We start from the raw sequence: 21286 nt of genomic DNA, 5'->3' as shown, positions 1-21286 counted from the left end.
GAGCGGGATGCTGGCATGACGAGGAGGCTAGCTTCCCCGGAGACGCCGGACAACCCTTGCTGGGCCCGCCCTCCGAGGCCCACCCCGCACCGCTCTAGTGAACTGCGAAACCCACGGCCAGCGCTTCCCGGTCGCCCAGCGTCGCACCGAAGCGGAGCGTCCATCCGGGGTTGAAGGCCACATCCAGCCCGAGATCCACGGCCAACTCGAGGTCGAGCCCGTCACGGGGCCCATCGTCCCCGGTCCACGCGTCGAGAATGAGGCGTGGACTGACGTACGGACCGAAGGCCACGGACTCCGTCGAGATGGCGGCGCCGATGGTCACGCCGAAGGGAATGCTGAACAGAATCTCATCACCCACTCCGAGCCCGACCCCCGCAATCCAGTCCACGTCCACGGGCATGTCGGACGAGCGGCGCGCGAGCGACCCCGAAAAGTCCACACCGGCAAAGGCCGCCAGGTCGTCGTTGCGCTCCTCGGCGAGGCCGCCGCGAATCCCCAGGGAACCGCCTCGGCCCCGCCAGGATCCCAACACCCCGAAGTCTCCTCCCGCCGGATCCAGGAGCGCCAGCCCCCAACCGGATCCTACGCGCGGGGGGACGAGGAAGGGCGCGTCCCAAGCGACCTGAGCCTTCGCCGGGTGCGCGAGACCAGCACCGATCCCGAGGACAACGACCGCCGTGATGCCGCGGGCCGGCATAGGGATTCCGGCTCTCATGGTGACCCTCCCATTACCGGACGAGCGATTGGGCGCGCCGGTACATGACGGCCGCCTCCTGGGGAAGACCCTTCCGATCATAGAGGATCCCCATGAGGTGGAAGGCCTGCGGATCGCTTGGACGGAGCCGCGCGGCCTGGGCGAGGGCGTCGAGGGCCTCATCCACGCGCCCAAGCCGGTTCAATGCCTTTCCTCGAAAGAGATGCGCAGTGGCGTGATTGGGTTCGCGCTCCGCGACACGGCGGAGCTCGGCTTCCGCTTCCCCGTATAGTCCCCGGCGCATGTGCAGGATGCCGAGATTCACACGGGCCTCCGTGCTCTCGGGATCCATTCCGATTGCCTCGTGGAGCCGCGATTCGGCTTCGTCGTATCGCCCGAGACTCCCAAGGGTGGCTCCCAGATTCGCCAGGACCGTGGGATTGTGAGGCTCGATCTGGAGTGCGGCGCGAAAGTGCTCCAGGGCTACCGCGTGGTCGCCCATCAGGTCGAGGAGGAGCCCCAAGTTGTTCCTCGCGCGCACGTGCGCTGGGCTGGCGCGCAGGATCGTGCGGTACATGAACATCGCGTCTTCGTTGCGACCCGCCTGGGCGGCGTCAACCGCCTGGTCGAAGGATGCTTCGACCTCGTCGGATGCGGGCTCTTCGGAGTTCTCCTGGGGCGAGGACCCGTGCCCCGCGTTTTCGGGGAGGGGAGGGAGGGGGAAGAGCGAGTCGGGCTCGGAGTTCTGAGCCGGTCCGTCCTGGGCCTTCACGAAGTTCATGGGATTCCTCGGTGGGGTCGGGCTCCGCGCACCCTCGGTCGAGACAGAGTTCGGAAGCCGGCGATCGGGCCCGATTGGATACGCAATCCCCGGGCCAGCGCGTCGCGTGCCAGACGACCTCCCCTTCTTCAAGCGAGGCGCGGTGGCGCGCGGGGCGCACCCCTGCGGCGGCCGTGGTCGTGGGGGAGGGCCGGGTAAGAATGGGCCGCCGGCCGCCCATTCTTTTCCTCCAGGCAGGCGCCGAGGCCACCCGGATCGGCCGGAGGTCAGAGGCCCTCGCTGGGTCGGATCCCATCCGTAGGGCCACGAAGAACCGAAATGGCGGCGTCATCGCGGCGCGCACGCGACTTGGCATCTCCCTTGCGCTGATCTGAGCGCCAGCCGGACGGCTCTGTGCCGGACCGGACCACCAAGCAAGGGGATACGGAGGACGAGAATGTTGAATTGGAACGGGTACCGAGTCGCTGGATCGCAGGGTCGCCTGCTGGTCGCGGCCGTCGCGATGCTGGCCATCGGCGGCTGTGCTCACGTCAACCGCGACGAGCTCGCCGGGGAGCTTACTCAGATCCGGGCCGAGATCCGTCAGGGCGACGACGGGGTCGAGAGCCGCCTCACGCAGGAAATCCAGAGTGCCGAGAGTCGGGTGGAAACGAGGCTAGCCTCTCTCGAGGGCGAGCTCCGTGCCCTGGAAGGCGAGTTCGACGTTGCGATGGAGCGTTTCGAGTCGTCCATTCGCTTCAGCGCTCCAGTTCACTTCGCGTACGATGACGCGACAGTTCGGCCCGCCGACTATGCGGTGCTGGATCGCTTCGCGAACGTCGTTGGGGGGTACTACTCGGACGCGACCATCACGGTCGAGGGTTTCACCGATCCTTCCGGGAGCGTAGAGTACAATCTGCGGCTCGGCCAGGAGCGCGCGGACGCGGTCAAGTCATATCTCGCGTCGGCGGGCCTGCCGTCGGATCGGATGCGGGCGGTGAGTTATGGCGAAGGTGGCAACCGGCTGATCGTCGCCGGCGCCGAGGGCCCCGGAGATGCGGGATGGCAGAATCGTCGCGTCGCCATGGTGATCGACTTCGGTCCGTCGCAGGGGCAGCCCTCCGTCGTCTTGTCGGGAAGCGCAGACGACCTCTGATCCTTCGCGTCCGGATTCCCGCGCGCCCGGAGTTAGTCCGGGCGCGCGGGGAAATCCCGGGCTCCCCGCGGTTCAGTCCGGATCCGAGCGGCCATCCGCTCTTTGGGTGCAACCTGCCTGGACGGGGATAAAGCGTGAGGATCACCACCCGGATCGTTGCGGGCCTTTTTCTAATGGCCGCGCTCTTGATCGGAGCGCTCTGGTATCAACTCACCCAGGTGGACCGGCTGCAACAGGTCAATCTGGAGCTCTCCCGTACCAATCTCGAAGCCGCACGTATCTCCATTCTCCTGGTCCAGGGGTTTGAGGGCGTTCTGGAGTTCGCCGAAAAGGCGTCCCTCCTTCGCGACGACGAATACCGGCGCCAGTGGACGGACTGGGAGCAGGCGGTAGACGCAGCCTTGGTCCGTCTCACCGAACTCTCTCTGGAAGGTGAAGAGGCGCGGATTCGCGCGCGGGTGCAGATTGGATGGCGCGAGTACCGGGCCACGGGTCCCGCCCTCTGGTTGAACCCCACCCGTTTCGGAGAAGTGCAGGCGATGCTCCTCGCCCTGCGGGGCGAAGTTGAGCGACTCATCGAGGTGAACGAGGCGGCCGTAGCGCTGAGAGCCGACATGTCCGCCGCCGCCGGCGAGCGGGCCCGCGTGGTCGCTCGAGCGGCCGCGGGCGCCTCGCTCGGGCTGGCAGGAATCGCGAGCCTCCTCCTCTTCTTCTCCATCTCCGGGCCCCTCCGACATCTCACCCGCGGCACCCGGGAGCTCGCGGCGGGGCGTTTCAAGCATCGCCTCGAGATTCGGGGGCCGGGCGAGCTCGCGGACCTTGCGCGCGATTTCAATGACATGGCTGCGAGGTTGGACGAGCTGGAAGACCTCAAGCGGGACTTCGTTTCCCACGTCTCGCACGAGCTCAAGAATCCCCTCGCGGCTGTGCAGGAAACCGTGGAGATTCTTCTCGACGAGCTCCCGGGGCCACTCAATCAAAAGCAGCGGCACCTCCTCGACCTCGCTCGCAGGAGTTCCGGAAGGCTCTCCTCGATGATCGGCGACCTGCTCGAGGTATCGCGCCTCGAAGGCGGGGGAGCCAGTTACCGTGTCGCCTCGCACGATGCGGCGGAAATCGTCCGATCGGTCCTCGAAGAGCTCCAGCCGGTCGCCGAGGAAAACAACCGAAGCCTCGACCTCGTGGGCACCCCAACGGTCACCGTCCTTTGCGACGGTGAAAGGGTCCGCGAGGTCGTCGCCAATTTGGTCGGGAACGCCATCAAATTCTCCTCCGCCGGCACTCGGGTGGAGGCGGACCTCGCCGGGTGCCGCTCCCTCCCGCCCGGGGTCCCGGAGTGGTACACCTCCGTTCTGGCTGGCGAAAGCGGACCATTCCTCCTCCTCTCGGTGGCCGATGAAGGGATCGGCGTCCCCGACGAGCACAAGACTCGAATCTTCGACAAATTCCACCAGGTGGGCGGCCGCCAACGCATCCAGGGACAGGGTGTGGGGCTCGGCCTCGCCATTTCGCGCAGGATCGTCGAGGCGCACGGAGGAGCCATCTGGGTCGAGGACCGGCCGAGGGGCGGGTCCATCTTTTTCGTCCTCCTTCCTGTCGCGTCGAGCCGGTGGCGCGATATTCAGTCCATGGACGAAGCCAATCGCAGCCACGAGGAGGAAATGGGATCGGCCCATCCCGCCGCCGCCCCTGTTGGTCGGGTCGCGACCAAGGCCACACTGGCGCTCCTCGCGGTTTTCGCTCTTCCGGGCTGCGCCCTCATGGGAGGGGGATCGAGCGGCACCTCGGCGCCGGCACCCCCGGAGGACGTCCGGGAGGCTCCTCCGGAGGCATCGGGCTCCGAGCCTTCACCGGCCTGGTCCGTCCGGATGGATCGCGCTCGCGCCCTTCTCGCGGGGGGGAGCTTCGCCGACGCGGCGAGCGAGCTCGAAGCGGCCCTTCGACTCGGCGCGGATGGCGACGCGCTGACCGAAGCGCATTGGGGTCTCGCCCTCGTATATCTGTCCCCCGCGAGTCTCCTACAGGATCGCGCGAGGGCCTTGACCCACCTCGACATCGTGGAGCACGAAGCCTCGGACGGGCTCGTGCAGGCCCAGGCGGCCTGGGCACGCGAGACGCTGGAGCAGGTCGCGCAGCTCGAGGGGCAGATTCAGGAGCGGGACGAGCTCTTGCGACAGCTCAATGATGCCTTGGAGATGCTTCGTCGAATCGATCTAGACCGACGCCCGTCGGGAGGAGGCGCCCCCGGAGTGGCTCCGGGACACTAGGGAGTTCAGGATCGCGCTCGCGGCTGGGGTCAGCGATCGAGACCGTAGGACCGGAGCTTGTTCCGGATCGTCTTGACATTGAGACCGAGGCGGCGGGCGGTCTCGGCCTTGTTGTTCCCCGTCTCGTCCAGCGTCTGGAGGATCAGTCGCTTCTCGACCTCGGCCGCGCTCATTCCCGTTGGGATCGGCAAGTCATCCATCGGCTCCGCCGAAGGGGTCCGGATGTAGGCGGGAAGGTGCGAGACCTCGATCCACTCTCCATCGGCCAGAATCGTGGCGCGCTCCATGACGTTACGAAGCTCGCGGACGTTTCCCGGCCAGGAATAGGCGCGCAAGAGCTCGAGCGCCTCTTCCCGGATGGCCCGCGCGCGCGCCTGGTGTTTTTCCCGGAACTTGTCGAGGAAGTGCTGGACGAGATGCGGGATGTCGTCCTCCCGCTCGCGGAGGGGTGGGAGATGCAGGGTGAAGACGTTCAGGCGGTAATAAAGGTCCTCGCGGAGTCGATTCTCCCGCACCGCGGTCTGCGGTGGGATGTTCGTGGCGGAGAGCATCCGCACGTCCGCGACGATCTCCTTCCTCCCGCCGACCCTCCGGAATCGCGCTTCGTCCAGGACCCTGAGGAGCTTCGGCTGGAGCTCGATGGGCATTTCCGAGATTTCGTCCAAGAAGAGGGTCCCACCGTCGGCGAGCTCGAAGCATCCGATTCGATCATGGCTCGCCCCGGTGAACGACCCCTTTTCGTGTCCGAAGATCTCGCTCTCCACGAGGTCCCGCGGAATCGCGGCGGCGTTCATGGCCACGAAGGGCCCCTGGCTGCGCTCGCTCAGCTCGTGAATCGTGCGGGCGGCGAGCTCCTTTCCCGTGCCGCTTTCTCCGGTGATCAGGACCGGGGCGTCGCTCCCGGCAAGGGAGTCTATGAGCTCGTAGATCTCGACCATCGGTGAGCTCGACCCGACGAAGCGTCCGAACGCCCGGTCGCTGGACTCGGCAGGCGCGCTCCCTTGGGACTTGAGGAGATCGCGGTCATGGGAAGCCTGGTCGAGGACCGTACGAAGGTTCCCGTAGTTGAGTGGCTTAGTGAGGAAGTCGAGCGCTCCCGCCTTCATCGCTTCGACGGCCATCTCGACCGTGCCGTGCGCCGTGAGCAGGATTACGGGTCGATCGGGATCCGACCTCTTGAGCGTGCGGAGGAGGTCCAGACCCGAAAGCTCGGGCATGACGACGTCGGAAAGCACGAGATCCGGATCCTCCTTCTCGAGGAGCGCCGACGCTTCATGCGCGTCGCCGGCGAGGAGGACTCGATACCCCCACGTCTGGAGCCGCATCTCCAGGACGTCTCGCATGGTTGCGTCGTCGTCCACGACGAGTATGGTCGCTCCCTGCTTGTTCACACTGCTCTCCACTTGCGTTGGACCCCGGTGCGCGGCCATTCGGCACGCGCGTGCAAGCAATACGATCAGCCGAGAACAGCCGTGCGGCAACGGGCCGCACGCCACGCGTTCCTCGGGGGACGGTGCGTCCGCCTCGCCTGATCAGACGAATCCGCGCACCTTACTGCCGTGCCAGCAATTTCATTCTACGCCGGAGCGTGATTCGGGAACGATCTTCTCGCATGGGACGTATAGCCCGACAGGCGCTACGATCCGTTCGCGCCGGAAAAGCTCCCGCAAGGAGTAACGATGCGCCACGTCATGTCCGCCAAGCTCGTCGCCTCGCTCTGCCTCTTTCCGACGCTCGTCGCCGCGTGCGGCGGGAGCGACCCGACCTCCTCCGACCCCGTGGCGACCACATCGGTTTCCGTCCTCGACGATGTCTTCGCTCCGGCCAACATTCTCGTGGATCCGGGGGCGACCGTCACCTGGACCTGGGCAGGGGACAATCCCCACCGGATTCGTTGGGTGTCCGCTGGACTGGGAGATTCTCCGCTCCAGACAACGGGCGCCCACCAGCAGGCGATGCCGCAGGGCGCCGGCGCCTACGCTTACTACTGCACCGAGCACGGCACGCCGACGAGCGGAATGCGTGGGAGCGTGATCGTGGAGTAAGGCACGGGCGGCCGGATCACCGGAAGCGGCGCCTGACCCGGGCCGACACCCACTCGGCCAGGACGACGGTGGCGAGGATCGCGACGAGGATGACGCTCACGCGGGACCAGGCCAGGGCATCGATCGAGCTCTGGAGCGCCATTCCGATTCCTCCGGCTCCGACGAGTCCGAGGATCGTCGCCTCGCGGATGTTGATCTCCCACCGATAGACGCTCGCCCCCGCCATGACCGGGAGGAGGTTCGGGACCAGTCCGTATGCGAGCGATTGGACCCGCCCTGCGCCGGTCGCCTGGACGGCCAGGACGGGGAGCGTCGGCGCCTCTTCGATTGCCTCGTAGACGAGCTTCCCTACGAATCCGACCGACCGAAGGGCGATCGCCAGGATTCCCGACACCGTCCCCGGACCCAGCACCACGACGAGAAAGAGCGCCCAGATGATCGAATTCACCGACCTGGAGGTCACGAGGACAAGGAGGGCGAACGGACGGACGAGGAGTCGCGACGGCGTGGTTGGATGTGCGGCCGCGAACGCGAGGGGAAGTGCGATCAGGACGCCGAGGGCGGTTCCGAGCGTCGCGATGTGAAGCGTGTCTACGAGGGGCCGCAACAACGAGGGTCCATAAGACGCGTCCGGAGGAAACATCCGCGACGCCAGGTCCCGCGCCTGCGTGCCGGAGCTCCACACGAAGGACCACGTGGTTCCCGAAGAGATCCCGGTCCATGCAGCTCCGAGGATCGCGACGACCCCGAGGACGATCGCAAAGCGGATCCGTTCTTCTGCCGGTGTACGGCGGGTCCACTCCCTGACCGCGTTCCGGACCACAACGGGCATCAGAGAAGCCTCCGGCGAAGGTGTCCCGATGCGAGCTCGGCCCCGAAGACTAGCGCGATGATCGCAATGAGGATGGCGGACACCGTCTCGAATTCGTAGCGACTGAAGGCAGTCGTGAGTGTCGCCCCGATGCCGCCGGCACCGACGAGACCGATCACGGCGGATTCGCGGAAGTTGATGTCGAGTCGGTATAGCGAAAGGCCCAGCACCCGAGGGATCACCTGCGGGACGACTCCGAAGAGAACGCGCGAGGTCCAAGGGGCCCCGACGGCCGTGAGGGCCTCGAGCGGCCGCCGGTCAATCTCTTCGATGGCTTCGGCAAAAAGTTTCCCCAGGAACCCCACGGTCCCGACTACCAGGGTCGCGAGTCCGGCGAAAGGTCCGAACCCGAACATGGCCACGAAGAGGATCGCCAGGAGGATCTCGTGGAATCCGCGGGAAACGGCCAGGAGGCTCCGGGAGACGAAGTAAACGGGAGCGCTCACCAGGTTGCGCGCCGCGCAGAGGCCAAGGGGAATGGAAAGCGCGAGACCCGCCGCCGTCGCGACCGCCGTCATCGCAAGGCTCTCGACGAGGCCGTCCCGGATCTCCCCCCAGCGGGTCAGGAAGTCCGGCCTAAGCCAACCCCCGAAGAACTCTCCGGCCCGGGCGATCCCCTCGGACATCCGAGCCAGGTCCAGCTGGAGGGTCGCAAGGGCGAGGACGAGATAGGCCAGGACGCCGATCGTGAGCCCGAGCCTCACGGAAGGATTCGCGATACGGGGAGGGCGGCGCCAGCCGCGCGCTGGCGGGGGGCTCAGGACTCCGCTCCAACGTCGGGTGAATGGGGACCGGACAGGCTCACCTCATCCCCGTAGATCCGGCGAAGGAGAACATCGTCGAGCCGGGCGGCCGGGCCGTCCGAGACGATCGTTCCCTCGCTCATTCCTGCGATCCGGCCACAAAATCGGCGCGCGAGTGGAACGTCGTGCAGGTTGATGATGGCGGCGAGCCCCCTCTCTTCGCAGATCTCCGTGATGAGCGTCATGATCCGGATCGAGGTCGCCGGGTCCAGGCTGGCCGTGGGTTCGTCCACGAGGAGGGCCGCCGGATGCTGGATGAGGGCCCGGGCGATCCCGACCCGTTGTTTCTGGCCCCCCGACAGGGAGTCGCACCGCCGGTCCTGGAGGCCGGTGAGGCCGACCCTGTCCAGGAGGGTGAATGCTTCCTCGACATCTTCGGGTTGGAAGCGGCGCCGGAGGCTCCGGACGAGCCCTGTGCGCCCGAGGGCGCCGGAGAGGACGTTCTCCATCACCGTGAGGCGCTCCACCAGAGCGAATTCCTGGAAGATCATCCCCATTCGGCGGCGCGCGGCGCGGAGCGCCCGGCGAGGGAGGCCGGTGATTTCGGTGCCTTCGAGAACGATACGCCCCGATGTGGGTTCGACGAGCCGCTGCACCGCCCGGAGCAGGGTGCTCTTCCCGGCTCCGGAAGGACCGATCAGAGCTACGACCTCGCGCGGCCCCAGGGCCAGCGACACGCCGTGGAGGACCGGCTCCATCGCTCCGTACCTGACGTATAGGTCCTCGATCTCGAGGAGCGGGCGGCCGTCCGTCATCGGCAGCTCCAACTCGTTTCGGAGGTGACGTCGATGCGGCGAATCACTTCCCAGTGCTCCCGGTAGGTAATGGGAAGGAACCCGTCCTCGTCCTGAAATTCGTCGTCGAGGGCGCTCCCCTCCCATTCGAAGCTCGCGAAGGCGCGACGGACCGCCTCGGCGAGCCCGGGGGCGAGCCGGTTTGAGACGCCATACGCCGTGGTGGGAAAGGTTTCGGACCGGTACAGGACCCGTAGGTCCTCCATCGTGCCGACCCCCCGCGCGAGGACCTGCCCGATGACGATGTTCGCGACCGCCGCGGCGTCGTAGTCTCCGTGCAACACTCCCAGGACCGAGTTGTCGTGCCTTCCGGAGAAGGCCGGTTCGAAATCCCGGCCGGCGACCAGCCCGAACTCCGCTTCGAGGAGGACCGAAGGAGCCTTGAACCCGCTATTGGAGGTGGGCGACGTGAAGGCGAGGGTATGGCCTCTCAGCTCGGCCACCGACTCGATTCCGCTGTCGCGCCGGGTGAGAATCTCCATCTCGTATCCAAAGGACCCGTCCGCCCGCCCCATCATCGTCATTGGAACGAAGCCGGCGCAATTCACGGCGAGGGGAACGCTCCCGGTGTTGAAACCGGCGACATGAAGCCTTCCCGCGCGCATCGCCTCGATCTGGGCGGCGTTCGATTGGACGGGAAAAAACCGGACCGGCCGCTCCGACTCCGCCTCGAGGTGCCGGAGGAATCCCGCCCAGACGTCTCTGAACTGCGCGGGGTCTTCGACCGGCGTATACGCGAAGACCAGCGCCTCCGGGTCGAGGCGCCAAGCCGGATCGGAGGGGAGGTCGGCGACGAGATCGCCGTCACGGTCGCAGTATCGGGGGTCCAAGTCCCCATGGGGGCAGTCCTCGATGACCGGCCCGGCGCATCCGCATGCCAGTGCCGTGAGCGCGAGCGCCCGCGCAGACGCTCGTCTCAGGAGCCGCTCCGCGCTGGCCGGCGCGGGAACTCGTCCGGGTTGTTCGTGAAGAGGGCGTCCACCCCGAGCTCGTAGAGGAAGTACGCCATCTCTTCCGTCACGGTTGCGAAGTCTCCCGTGTTCCTCGAAGCGAAGGTATAGGGGACCACCTGCATCCCAGCTTCGTGGATCCGTTCGACGAGCGCGGGCGTTTCGAGGAGGAGGCCCTTGGTGGGACCGATCCCGTCCGCGAACTCGCGGGCACGCGCCAGCCCTTCGGGAGTGAGCCACTCTGCGGCCGCTTCGGCGCCCCCGATGAGGAGAGTAAGTGGGAGCTCGACGCCGAGATCGCCCCGAAGAATCCGGAGGCTCTCCGGACTGAACGACTGGATGACCACTGGAGTCGCGGGGTGGGTGCCCGGCCTCAGAAGCCCGGTACGCTCCAGCTCCGCCACGAGGAGGCGCTCCATGTCCAGGCCGAGGTCTCCGTACACCTCGGGCGCCTTGGTTTCCGGGTACAGTCCAGCCCTCCCCAGGACGAGCTCGATCGCCTCCGCAAGAGTCGGGACGCTCGCGCCCCGAAAGCGCTCGTCGAACCACGATCCCGCGTCGAGCCGACGGATCTCCTCGAGCGTGAAGTCCGACGCATACCAGCGTCGCACCGTCCTTCCCTGGGACTCCTCTTCGCGGAATCGGTCCGGGAAGGCCTCCTCGACGTTCGTGGTCCGATCGAGGGTGAGATCGTGGAGGCAGATCAGAACTCCATCGCTCGTGACCTGAAGATCCGGTTCGACGAAGTCCGCCCCCTGATCCATCGCGAGCCGATACGCATCGAGCGTGTGTTCGGGCGCATAAGCCGACGCTCCTCGGTGGGCGATGAGGATCCGGCGTCCTTCATCCGCGAGCGTCATCACGTCCTCCGTTCGGTCCACGCCGCATCCCACGGTGATCAGGAGCGAGAGGCCAAGTCCCGCGAGCCCGGGTGATCTCATTGGCGCTCCGCGCGCTTGAGGGTGCGAAGGAGGAGTGCTTCCCGCTGGACCGAGCCGTCCGACTAACGCGATGTCGCGCCCTGCGCGACGAGCTCGCGGCGCCGGAGCGTCTCTTCCATGAGCTTCTCGTGGAGGTTCAGCCTTTCTTCCCCCGTCTGCGGGGCCAGGCGCCGATAATCTCCGTCGGCTCCCATCTCCCATGCCAGGTCGTTGTCGGCCAAAGCGTATTCGAGGAGCTGTACCAGGCGGTCGCGAAGGCGGGGCTCGGTGATGGGGACGATCGCTTCGACCCGCGCATCCAGGTTCCGGCCCCGCCAGTCCGCGCTCCCGATGAAGACGGCCGGGTCGCCACCATTTCCAAATAAAAAGATCCGGTCGTGCTCGAGAAAACGGCCGATCAGGCTGACTACCCGGATGTTTTCGCTGTAACCGGGGAGGCCGGGGCGAAGCGAGCAGTGCCCGCGGACGACCAGCTCGATGCGCACCCCGGCGCACGACGCGCGGTAGAGCTGACGGATGATCTCCGGATCGTCCAACGCGTTCATCTTCGCCACGATCCGTCCGGGCGTTCCACCTTCCTGAAGCTCGATCTCCCGAGCGATCGACCGCCGGAAGGCGGCCCGCATGGAGGCCGGTGCAACGATGAGCTTCCGGTAGGGCTGGGCCGGCGCGTATCCGGTGAGGAAGTGGAAGAGATTGACGAGGTCGCCCCCTATTTCCGGATCGGAGGTGAGGAGACCGAGGTCGGTGTACACGCGGGCATTCCCCACATGGTAGTTCCCGGTCCCGACATGTGCGTAGGCCCGCGGATGCCCGCCTTCCTCCCGAATCACCAGGACTGCCTTCGCGTGGGTCTTTAAGCCAACGAGGCCGTAGGTGACGTGGACGCCGGCATTCTCCAGGATCCTGGCCCACTCGATGTTGTTCTGTTCGTCGAATCGCGCCTTCACCTCGACGAGGACCGCGACCTGCTTTCCCAGCTCCGCCGCCCTCAGGAGGGCGCGAACGATAGGCGAATCGTCCGATGTGCGATAAAGCGTCTGCTTGATCGCGAGCACCGACGGATCTTCCGCGGCAGCCTCTACGAGGCGTTGCACGGTGGCGGAGAACGATTCGTACGGATGGTGGACGAGGAGGTCGCCCTGCCGGAGCACGGAGAAGATGTCGGTTTCGGCGTCCGCGTCGCCTCCGGCCGCAATCTGAGGGGGAACGACCGGGTCCCACCGTTCGAACTGGTGCGTGGGGATATCGAGATTCGCGAGATCGAGGACGTGCTCGAGCGCGAGCTCTCCCGAGACCTCGAGCAGATCCTCCCGCCCGAGTTCGAGCTCTCGCAGAAGGAGCTCCTGGACGCGCCGTGGCATGGTCCCCTCGACCTCGAGACGGACGACGGGCGCGAGGCGGCGCTCGCGGAGCTCCTCGGAGATCATCTCGATGAGATCTTCGGCTTCCTCCTCCTCGCGGCTCACGTCCGCATTGCGCGTCACACGGAAGGGAAAGACTCCGAGGATCTCCATTCCCCGGAACAGCTCCCCCGCGTAATGCGCGATCACTTCTTCGACCGGAACGAAGTGGTACGGCTCCCCTGAGCCGGGGACAGTGATCCAGCGGCCGTGCCGCATCGGAACTTTGACCCGTGCGAAGTGCAGGGTACCGGCGACCGGTTCTCTCATGTCGATCGCAAGGGAGAGCGAGAGGTTCGAGATGAAGGGGAAGGGGTGCCCCGGGTCCACCGCGAGCGGCGTGAGAATTGGATAGAGGTGTTCCCGGAAGAACGCCTCGAGCTCCATCCGCTGCGCTTCGTCGAGCGCGGACATCCGCGAGATCCGGATTCCGGCCCGCGACGCGAGGAGGGGCCTCAGCTCGTCCGCCCACTCCCGCTGAATCGCTGTCGAGAGGGCGCGAATGGCCTCCCGCACGGCGGGCAGTTGTTCGGACGGCCGCAGCCCGTCCGGGGACCGCTGCCTGACCCCTGCCGCCTCAAGACGGCGGAGCCCGCCCACCCGCTTCTGCACGAATTCGTCCAGGTTGCTTGCCGAGATGCCAAGAAAACGAACCCTCTCGAGGAGAGGGTGTCCCTCGTCGAAGGCCTGTTGCAGCACGCGGCGGTTGAAGTCCAGCCAGCTGAGCTCCCGGTTGAAGTACAGCGACGGGTGATCCAGCTCGGCCCCGGGGGGCACTGGCGCGGGCTGAACGGCCTGGCTAAGGCGGAGGTCCATGGGGTGGAGATTAATGTACTGCCTGGCATGGGGAACGAGCCGACGCCGCGTCGTGGCCGAATCGTTACGACTCTTTCGCATTGCCCTTCTTCGCCTTCTCAAGCAGTAATGCCTTTCCGTACACCTTTTGGAACATACTTCCCTTCTTCCAGAGCGCCCATTCCTCGAGGGCCACACTTCCCCGGATCTGCATGCGGAGGGTCACGGCGTCGTCGCCGATCTTGGCCGTGATGGAGGCGACGCGCGCGAGATGTTCGCGATCGAGGGCGTCGGCGACGCGGAGAAGGGCGGCCAGCTTCCGCACCACCTCGCGGCCGGCCGCGCCCATTTCCTGGTATCCGGGGTGTGCGTCCCTCGGTTCGGCCCGTCGGTGGTATCGGGCCAGAAGGGCCACGATGCGGAGGTCCTCCGGCGAAAGCCCCGGAAGCTCGGCGCTCGCGATCAGGTACATGGAGTGCTTGTGGTGCCGGCGGTACGACACGTACTGTCCGATATCGTGCAGAAGCGCTCCCGCGAGGAGGAGCCGGCGCTCCTTTCCCCCGAGCCCGTGCAGGGGCCCAAGCTGGTCGAAGAGCGCCAGGGACAATAAGGCGACCTGTTGAGCGTGCGCTTCATCGAAGTGAAAGCGCCGCCCTACGGAAACCGCGGCAGCCCGGATCTCCCGATCGCGCCGGTCCGCGTGAGCGCTTCGGTTCTGCAGCTCGTCGGTGAGGTCGAGGAGCAGTCCCTCCTTCAACCCGACGCGGGGGACGAGGATCTCCCGGGCGCCCGCGAGCTCGGCGACCCGCTCGTATACGACGGCCGCGGGGACGATCACGTCGGCGCGGTCCTCACGGAGGCCGAGCTTTTTCACCCGCTCCTGCACCTTGAGGCGGGCAAGCTTGTTCATGACCCGCCGGAGATCGTCCACCGGGAGGACCGACACCCCGTCGTCCCCGCGCGGGACTCCCGCGAGCTCCGCCAGCGCCTCGATGTTCCCTCCGGTCGCAATCGCACCCACCGGATTCCACTCGGCGACCGCGGTCGGGACCTTGAGGCTGTGTGCATACCGCTCGAGGAGCTCCTGGTAGTCCTTCGACTCCTCCTCCGCCTCGAAGGCCTGGAGGAGGCGGACGGAGCCGAGGGTATGCGATTCCGTCCAGAGGATCCCGTCCTTGTCCACGACCGAGACTTCGACGCTCCCGCCTCCGAGATCCATCATGAGCCACCTTGAGGGCCCAAGAGCGACGCGATCCTTCACCGCTAGCCAGACGAGGTGGCTCTCCTCGCTCCCGGAGATCGTCTCCAGGTGGATTCCGGACTCGCGCCGGACCCGCTCGACGAACTCTCCCCCGTTCCGACTCTCCCGCACGGCGCTCGTCGCGACGGCCCGGTAGTTCACGATTTCCAGGTCGTCAATGCGCCGCCGGATCCGGCCGAGGGCCGCGACTCCGGCGTCCATCGTCTCGCGAGTAAAGGCGCGGGAGCGGGTGAACACGTCCCCGCCCAGCCGAACCGCGAGCCGCTCGCTCTCGAGCTCGCGGTGCGTCCCGTCGCCAGCGACCTCGCGGGCCAGAAAGCGGATCGCGTTCGAACCGACGTCGATCGCTCCCACGCGGAGGCGGGTGCCGGGCGAGGCCTTCACGCGTCAGTCACACAACCATGCGAAGCGTCCTGCACGGTCCGGATGTACCGCGCGAGCACCCCCCGCCCCACCTTGTAGGGAGGCATCGTCCACTCCGCCTTCCGGCGGGTCATCTCCGCCTCCGGCACCTGCACCGTGATTCGGCTCGCGACGGAGTCGATTTCGATCCGGTCGCCGTCGCGGACCAGGGCGATGGGACCGCCTTCCTGGGCCTCCGGGACGATGTGGCCGATCAGGAATCCGTGGGATCCACCGGAGAAGCGCCCGTCGGTGAGGAGCGCGACATCCCCGCCGAGGCCTGCGCCCATGATCGCGGAGGTCGGCGTGAGCATCTCGGGCATCCCGGGCCCTCCTTTCGGACCCTCATAGCGGATCACGACGACGTCCCCCTTTTGGATCTCTTCTCGCTCGAGGGCGCCAAGCATCTCCTCCTCAGAGTCGAATACACGCGCGGGACCCTCGAACTGAAGACCTTCCTTCCCCGTGATCTTCGCCACGGCTCCGCCGGGCGCGAGGTTGCCCCAAAGGATGCGGATATGCCCGGTTTCTTTGATGGGTGCGTCCATGGGACGGACCACGTCCTGTCCATCGGCGAGCCCCGGTAGCGGCTCCAGGTTCTCCGCGAGCGTCCGCCCGGTCACCGTCATACATCCTCCCTCGAGGAGCCCTTCCCCGAGGAGGAGCTTCATGATGGCCGGCGTCCCGCCTACCCGGTGGAGGTCCTCCATGACGTATCGCCCGGAGGGCTTCAGGTCGGCGAGGAAGGGGATGCGATCGCTCACCCGCTGGAAGTCATCCAGGTGGAGGGGAACGTCCACCGCCCTGGCCATCGCGATCAGGTGGAGGACGGCGTTCGTGGAGCCCCCTAGGGCGATCACGATGACCATCGCATTTTCGAACGCCTCGCGGGTCATGATGTCCCGGGGCTTCAGGTCCAGCTCGAGGAGATTCTTGATCGCCGCGCCCGCCCGGAAGCACTCTTCGAGTTTCGCCGGATCGTCCGCGGGGGTAGAGGCGCTGTAAGGGAGCGACATTCCGAGCGCCTCGATCGCGGAAGCCATCGTGTTCGCGGTATACATTCCGCCGCACGCCCCCGCCCCCGGGCAAGCGTGCTCGACGATGTCGCGCCGGGTCTCCTCGTCGATTCGTTTCGCCAGGTATTCGCCGTAACTCTGGAAGGCCGAGACGATGTCCACGACCTCGCCGCGGGAGTGCCCGGCCCGGATCGTCCCGCCGTAAACCATCAGCGCGGGCCGATTCATCCGTCCGATCGCGATCATGCACCCGGGCATGTTCTTGTCGCACCCCGGGATGGAGATGTTCGCGTCGTACCATTGCCCTCCCATCACCGTTTCGATCGAATCCGCGATGAGGTCCCTCGACGGGAGGGAGTAACTCATCCCCTCGGTCCCCATCGAGATCCCGTCGGAGACGCCGATCGTATTGAAGCGCATCCCGACGAGGCCCGCGGCCTCGACACCCTCCTTCACGCGAGCCGAGAGGTCGTTCAGGTGCATGTTGCAGGTGTTCCCCTCCCACCAGACGCTCGCGATCCCCACCTGGGGCTTCGCGAGGTCCTCGGTGGTGAGCCCGGTCCCGTACAACATGGCCTGCGAGGCCCCCTGGGACTTGGGTTGGGTGATGCGGGAGCTGAAGACGTTGAGTTTCTTGGCCATCGATCGTTCCCCATGGGGCGTTTCGCGGGCGTGTGTGCCCCGGGACAGAGCGGGGGAGGTGTGTGAGCCCCGGATCTTATCCTTGCCGGGTGGGGCGGCCAAGAGGAGGCAGTGCCTGGCGGCCTGCCGCGGCGGCGTTGGCCCGCAGGATGCCGAGGGGTTGGCAACGCCCGGAGATCCTGTTAGCTAACCATGCTCTCCCGGCCATGTGAGCCGGGGAGACGCTCCGCCACGGCCCATGTCATTCCTGGTCTTCGACTTCGACAGCACGTTGGTCTCCGTTGAGGGACTGGACGAGCTTTTCGCCCGCTCCCTCGACGGCGCCCCGGACCGAGAGGCCCGAGTGGCCGCCTTCCGCGAGATCACCGATCTCGGAATGGCCGGCGCAATCTCGGCCGAGGAGTCGCTCGAGCGCCGGCTTGGCGTCCTCGCGGCGGACCGCGGGCTCGTCCGCACGGTGGGAGAGGAGATCCGGGAGCACATCAGCCCCTCCGTGGCTCGCAACCTCGCCTTCTTCCGCGAGAACCTTTCCAGGGTCGGCGTGGTATCCGGCGGCTTCGAGGAGCTCATTCTCCCAACGCTGGAGCGTATGGGCCTCTCTCCCTCCGGCCTCCACGCGCATCGGTTCCGCTACGACGAGAGTGGACGGGTCCTCGGGCTGGACCCCGATACGGTCATCGCCAAAGGTGGAAAGCCGGCCGCGGTCGAGCGCTTTCGCGAGAAGGAGAGGTCCGTCTGGATGATCGGTGACGGGGCCACGGACCTGGAGGTCCGAGAGCGCGGGCTCGCCGACGGCTTCATCGCGTATACGGAAAACCGCCACCGGGACCCCGTCGTGGCCAAGGCCGATTTTGTCGCAAAGTCCATGGACGAGTTGATCGCCCTCTTGGAGAAGCCGTGATTCCGCCGATCGAAACGTTCGAAGAAGGCCAGAAGGTCCTCCTCCTCGAAGGAATCCACCCCGAGGCGGCAGGGCGCTTCCGGGAAGCGGGATTCGATGTCGAGGAAGTGGCCGGGAGCCTCTCCGAGGAGGAGCTCGTCGAGCGGGTCGAGGACGTGGCTGTCCTCGGGATTCGATCCAAGACGCAGCTGACCCGGACCGCCGTCGAGGCGGCGCGCCGCCTCAGCGTCGTGGGGGCTTTCTGCATCGGGACGAACCAGATCGACTTGAAGGCCTGCCTCGAGCGGGGTGTGGCGGTCTTCAACGCTCCTTTCGCGAACACCCGGAGCGTCGTGGAGATGGCGCTGGGCGAGATCATCGTCCTCTTTCGGGACCTCTTCGAGAAGAGCGCTCTCCTTCATCGCGGAATTTGGAAGAAGAGCGCGAAGGGCGCGCGCGAAATCCGCGGTCGACGCCTCGGAATCGTCGGGTACGGGAACATCGGTTCTCAGCTTTCAGTCGTGGCCGAAGCGGTCGGGATGGAGGTGCGCTTCTACGACGTGGCCGAGAAGATGGCGCTGGGGAATGCGCGTCCCTGCGCGTCGCTGAGGGAGCTCCTGGAGACTTCCGACGTCGTCACCGTCCACGTGGATGGGACTCCCGGGAATCGCAACTTCATCGGCGCCAGAGAGTTCGGCTGGATGAAGAAGGGCGCCGTATTCGTGAATCTGAGCCGTGGCTTCGTGGTGGACTTGGAGGCGCTGAAGGAGGCGCTGGCCACGGGGCGGGTCCGGGGCGCGGCCATAGACGTCTTCCCGGAGGAGCCGAAAGAGGATGGAGGTCACTTCACCTCCCCTCTCCAGGGGCTCCCGAACGTCATCCTGACGCCGCACGTCGGCGGGAGCACCCAGGAGGCCCAGGAGAACATCGGCCGTTTCGTGCCGGCCAAGCTCCTCGATTTCCTGGAAAGGGGAAACACGACCCTCTCGGTCAATTTCCCGAACCTCCAGCTTCCGGAGCTCCAGGGTTCGCACCGGGTCGTGCACGTCCACAGGAACGTCCCCGGGATCCTCGCACGAATCAATCAGATCATGGCGAGCCGCGGGATCAACATCACGGGCCAGCACCTCAAGACGAATGAGGAGATCGGTTACGTGATCACCGATATCGGCCAGGACTACGACGAGGGGCTGGCGCAGGACTTGCGCGCGATTCCAGACACGATCCGCGTGCGGATCCTTTACTGACGGGGGTCACCCTTACGGGGCGGTGCCCGGAGACCGACCGCCCCCTGTGACTCCAGTCGTTCCACTTCTAACCCGAGAAGTGGGACTTGAGGCGCGCGATCTCCTCCTCGGTCCACCCCTCCGGTTCGGTAACGGCCAGCCAGGCGTCAATGTAGTGTTCGGGCGCGTACACGTGCCCGTACCCTACGGGTGCGGAGTCGCCGGCCGCCACATCAATCGCCAGTTGCAGCATCGTGACGACCGGGAACCACCGCAGGTGCGTCGAAATCTCAGGGCCGCGCGGATGGCTCATCCAGCTCGGGCTCCGGTACAGCGCCTGCGGCTCGAAGAAGGTGACGGGATCGCTAGCGTATTGGAGAAAGACGATCCGCATCGGGCCCCACTGGGCGCCCAAAACGTCGAGGGCATCGTGTTGGTTGGTGAAGCGCACGATCGAACCGTCGCGGAACCGGGGAAGCCATGCCGGCGAGTCGGGATCGCGAAGCTCCGTCACGGTGCGCCATGTCGAGCTCCGATATGGCGGCCCGCTCCAGAGGGCGCCCGAATATGGATCGGCAATCACATCGTAAAAATCGGCGCCCCGATCGGAGTTGAGAGCGCCCAGGCTCAATCCATGCAGGTAGAGTTTCGGGCGGAGATCGGGTGGCAGCTCGGTCCAGTACCCGTAGATGGCAGCGAACACAGCCCTCGCCGTATCCGCACCGTAATCGGGCTCGACCATCAGCGAGAGCCAGCTCGGGAGGTAGGAGTACTGCACCGCGACGCTGGCCACATCCCCACGGTGGAGAAACTCGACGGTGTCCATCGCCTTCGGATCAATCCAGCCCGTGCCGGTAGGCGTGACGACAATCAGCACGGATCTCTCGAAACCGCCGACTCGTTTCAGTTCCGTCAAGGCCAATTGAGCGCGCGCCTCGATGGACTCGTCGGAGTTGAGCCCCACGTACACCCGCAGGGGTTCCAACACCTCGCCGCCGAGGAAGTGCGCGATCATTTCTCCACTCGGCCCCGACGAGACGAACTCGCGCCCCCTGCTGCCGAGATCCTCCCAAGCGATCAGGGATTCGGCGCTCCCCGTCCTGTAGGGCTCGTCGGGTCGCTGCACTTCCGGCTCGATCAGGGCATCAATCTGTTGGAAGGAGGAGTCCGCGGCGCGAAGCGCGTATTCGAACAGGACACCGTTGATCACAGACCAGAAGAGGGCGACCGCAAGGAAACCCCCGATCGCATGCGCCACGCGGCGGGGGATGAAGAGGTGAAGCTTCCTCGCGAACAACTGGTAAGTCAGCGCAAAAAGCCTCGCTACGCCGAGGAGAGCGACGAAGACGGGAAATGCGATCCCGCCGACGCGGAAGGGGTGTGCGCTGTCCACCGGATCCAGCCCCATCAGCGATCGGATCGAATTCTGCCATTCGGCCGCCTGGCGCAGGAAGATCAGGGCGACCGCGAGGCACACCAGGGATGCGACAAGAAGGGCAATCCTTCCCGTACGCCTTCCCGGCATCGGCAGCTCCAGGTAAGACCAGAGCCAGCGCCCGAACACGCCGATCCCGTATCCCGCGGCCAGGGACCCTCCGGAAAGCATGCCCTGCATCACGTAAGTGCGCGGGAGGAGGCTCGGCGTCAGGGAGGCGGCGAAAAACAGTGTGCCGACGAGCAGCCCCGCGGCGGAGAGCGATGCGGTGAATCGGATGAGTACCGGATGCATGACGATGCGAAGAATTCTCCCGCTCGTGGGCCGTCGGCGCAAGCGGTTGGCGTGACCCGCGGCATCGAGCCGGTTGGGGAGGCCGTGCGAAACGCGGCGGCGCACCGAATCTACGCATCCGGAGGCCCTCCCCGATGGACTTGAATCCGAGCGGCAGGTAAATTCAGGGTTGAAGCATCGAGCCCCGCCGCGCCCGCGGCGGAACCATGCCCAGGCACCCTCAGGCAGGACGGACGATCATGTTACGGAGAAGGATACGCGTCGCGGTCCCGATCGCTCTCTTGGCGCTCGCGGCCTGCGATACGACGACCGGTCTGGACGAAGTCACGATGGAGGGGAAGTGGGATGCAGTCGGCGCGCTCGGTCAGGTCGCTCCCGGGCTTCGGCTCCTCCTTCAGCCGGAAGTGAACGGCACCTTTACGGGAACCTGGTATTTCACGGATACCTTTCCCCAGGGGACCGTCGCGGGACAACGCTCCGGCGCGGAGACTGTCTCGTTCACCCTCTTCAATTATCCGGGTGGAAACAGGAACTTCAGCGGGGTTCTGACGACGATCCTTCGCATGTCGGGAACGATGGACGTCGGACAGACGAATGGGGAAGCCGTCTTTCTGCGGTCTTCGTTTTCGCCCTGACGAACACGCGCTG

The 21286-nt window shown here is 66.3% G+C and carries 18 protein-coding genes; 6 read left to right on the top strand and 12 right to left on the bottom strand.

Annotated features, from left to right (window positions below):
* Positions 1–94: 94 nt before the first annotated feature.
* Together WEG36_08835 and WEG36_08830 are read right to left on the bottom strand one after the other, a co-directional pair.
* Entirely contained in the window at positions 95–718 is a 624-nt protein-coding gene (locus WEG36_08835; protein ID MEX1257710.1) for a hypothetical protein, read from the bottom strand.
* A 13-nt stretch (positions 719–731) separates the two neighbouring features.
* A complete protein-coding gene (locus WEG36_08830) occupies positions 732–1478 on the bottom strand; it encodes a tetratricopeptide repeat protein (GenBank protein MEX1257709.1) in 747 nt (248 codons plus the stop codon).
* A 436-nt stretch (positions 1479–1914) separates the two neighbouring features.
* On the opposite strand from WEG36_08830, the gene WEG36_08825 reads away from it, so the two are divergent.
* Both WEG36_08825 and WEG36_08820 read left to right on the top strand, forming a co-directional pair.
* Entirely contained in the window at positions 1915–2613 is a 699-nt protein-coding gene (locus tag WEG36_08825; protein MEX1257708.1) for an OmpA family protein, read from the top strand.
* Positions 2614–2747: 134 nt separating this feature from the next.
* Complete coding sequence (locus WEG36_08820; protein ID MEX1257707.1) at positions 2748–4880, top strand: HAMP domain-containing sensor histidine kinase; 2133 nt, start codon at positions 2748–2750, stop codon at positions 4878–4880.
* A 29-nt stretch (positions 4881–4909) separates the two neighbouring features.
* Here the strand turns inward: WEG36_08820 and WEG36_08815 are convergent, their stop codons facing one another.
* Positions 4910–6271 carry a sigma-54 dependent transcriptional regulator gene (locus WEG36_08815; protein ID MEX1257706.1) on the bottom strand — a complete coding sequence of 454 codons (1362 nt, stop codon included), beginning with the start codon at positions 6269–6271 and terminating at the stop codon, positions 4910–4912.
* Between the two features lie 288 nt (positions 6272–6559).
* Between WEG36_08815 and WEG36_08810 the strand changes: the two genes are divergently transcribed.
* A complete protein-coding gene (locus tag WEG36_08810) occupies positions 6560–6925 on the top strand; it encodes a plastocyanin/azurin family copper-binding protein (GenBank protein MEX1257705.1) in 366 nt (121 codons plus the stop codon).
* 16 nt (positions 6926–6941) lie between these two features.
* On the opposite strand, the gene phnE (WEG36_08805) is transcribed toward WEG36_08810, so the two are convergent.
* From phnE (WEG36_08805) to ilvD, 8 genes are all read right to left on the bottom strand, one after another.
* Positions 6942–7757, bottom strand: a complete 816-nt coding sequence (phnE, locus tag WEG36_08805) for a phosphonate ABC transporter, permease protein PhnE (GenBank protein ID MEX1257704.1) — start codon at positions 7755–7757, stop codon at positions 6942–6944.
* Entirely contained in the window at positions 7757–8500 is a 744-nt protein-coding gene (gene phnE / locus WEG36_08800) for a phosphonate ABC transporter, permease protein PhnE (GenBank protein ID MEX1257703.1), read from the bottom strand. The genes phnE (WEG36_08805) and phnE (WEG36_08800) overlap by 1 nt, the downstream gene beginning before the upstream one ends.
* A 53-nt stretch (positions 8501–8553) precedes the next feature.
* Positions 8554–9354, bottom strand: a complete 801-nt coding sequence (phnC, locus tag WEG36_08795) for a phosphonate ABC transporter ATP-binding protein (GenBank protein MEX1257702.1) — start codon at positions 9352–9354, stop codon at positions 8554–8556.
* Positions 9351–10223: a phosphate/phosphite/phosphonate ABC transporter substrate-binding protein gene (gene phnD / locus WEG36_08790; GenBank protein MEX1257701.1), complete on the bottom strand. Its 873-nt coding sequence runs from the start codon at positions 10221–10223 to the stop codon at positions 9351–9353. The genes phnC and phnD overlap by 4 nt, the downstream gene beginning before the upstream one ends.
* 86 nt (positions 10224–10309) lie before the next feature.
* On the bottom strand, positions 10310–11284 hold the full coding sequence (locus WEG36_08785; GenBank protein MEX1257700.1) for a glycerophosphodiester phosphodiesterase family protein: 975 nt from the start codon (positions 11282–11284) through the stop codon (positions 10310–10312).
* A 62-nt stretch (positions 11285–11346) separates the two neighbouring features.
* Positions 11347–13584 (bottom strand): polyphosphate kinase 1, encoded by a 2238-nt coding sequence (gene ppk1 / locus WEG36_08780; protein MEX1257699.1) that lies wholly within the window; start codon positions 13582–13584, stop codon positions 11347–11349.
* Positions 13568–15127 (bottom strand): Ppx/GppA phosphatase family protein, encoded by a 1560-nt coding sequence (locus WEG36_08775; GenBank protein MEX1257698.1) that lies wholly within the window; start codon positions 15125–15127, stop codon positions 13568–13570. The genes ppk1 and WEG36_08775 overlap by 17 nt, the downstream gene beginning before the upstream one ends.
* Complete coding sequence (gene ilvD / locus WEG36_08770; protein ID MEX1257697.1) at positions 15124–16803, bottom strand: dihydroxy-acid dehydratase; 1680 nt, start codon at positions 16801–16803, stop codon at positions 15124–15126. The genes WEG36_08775 and ilvD overlap by 4 nt, the downstream gene beginning before the upstream one ends.
* A gap of 238 nt (positions 16804–17041) precedes the next feature.
* Here ilvD and WEG36_08765 point away from each other — a divergent pair, with 238 nt between their 5' ends.
* Entirely contained in the window at positions 17042–17704 is a 663-nt protein-coding gene (locus WEG36_08765) for an HAD-IB family phosphatase (GenBank protein MEX1257696.1), read from the top strand.
* Positions 17701–18930 carry a phosphoglycerate dehydrogenase gene (gene serA, locus WEG36_08760; GenBank protein ID MEX1257695.1) on the top strand — a complete coding sequence of 410 codons (1230 nt, stop codon included), beginning with the start codon at positions 17701–17703 and terminating at the stop codon, positions 18928–18930. The genes WEG36_08765 and serA overlap by 4 nt, the downstream gene beginning before the upstream one ends.
* A gap of 67 nt (positions 18931–18997) precedes the next feature.
* On the opposite strand, the gene WEG36_08755 is transcribed toward serA, so the two are convergent.
* Positions 18998–20638 carry an alpha/beta-hydrolase family protein gene (locus tag WEG36_08755; GenBank protein ID MEX1257694.1) on the bottom strand — a complete coding sequence of 547 codons (1641 nt, stop codon included), beginning with the start codon at positions 20636–20638 and terminating at the stop codon, positions 18998–19000.
* 239 nt (positions 20639–20877) lie between these two features.
* Here WEG36_08755 and WEG36_08750 point away from each other — a divergent pair, with 239 nt between their 5' ends.
* Positions 20878–21273 (top strand): hypothetical protein, encoded by a 396-nt coding sequence (locus WEG36_08750; protein MEX1257693.1) that lies wholly within the window; start codon positions 20878–20880, stop codon positions 21271–21273.
* The last annotated feature ends 13 nt before the right edge of the window (positions 21274–21286 follow it).

It is taken from the genome of Gemmatimonadota bacterium, from assembly GCA_040882465.1.
Classification (GTDB): Bacteria; Gemmatimonadota; Gemmatimonadetes; order Longimicrobiales; family Gaopeijiaceae; genus JBBEBG01.
This window is presented reverse-complemented; position numbering and strand designations above follow the sequence as displayed.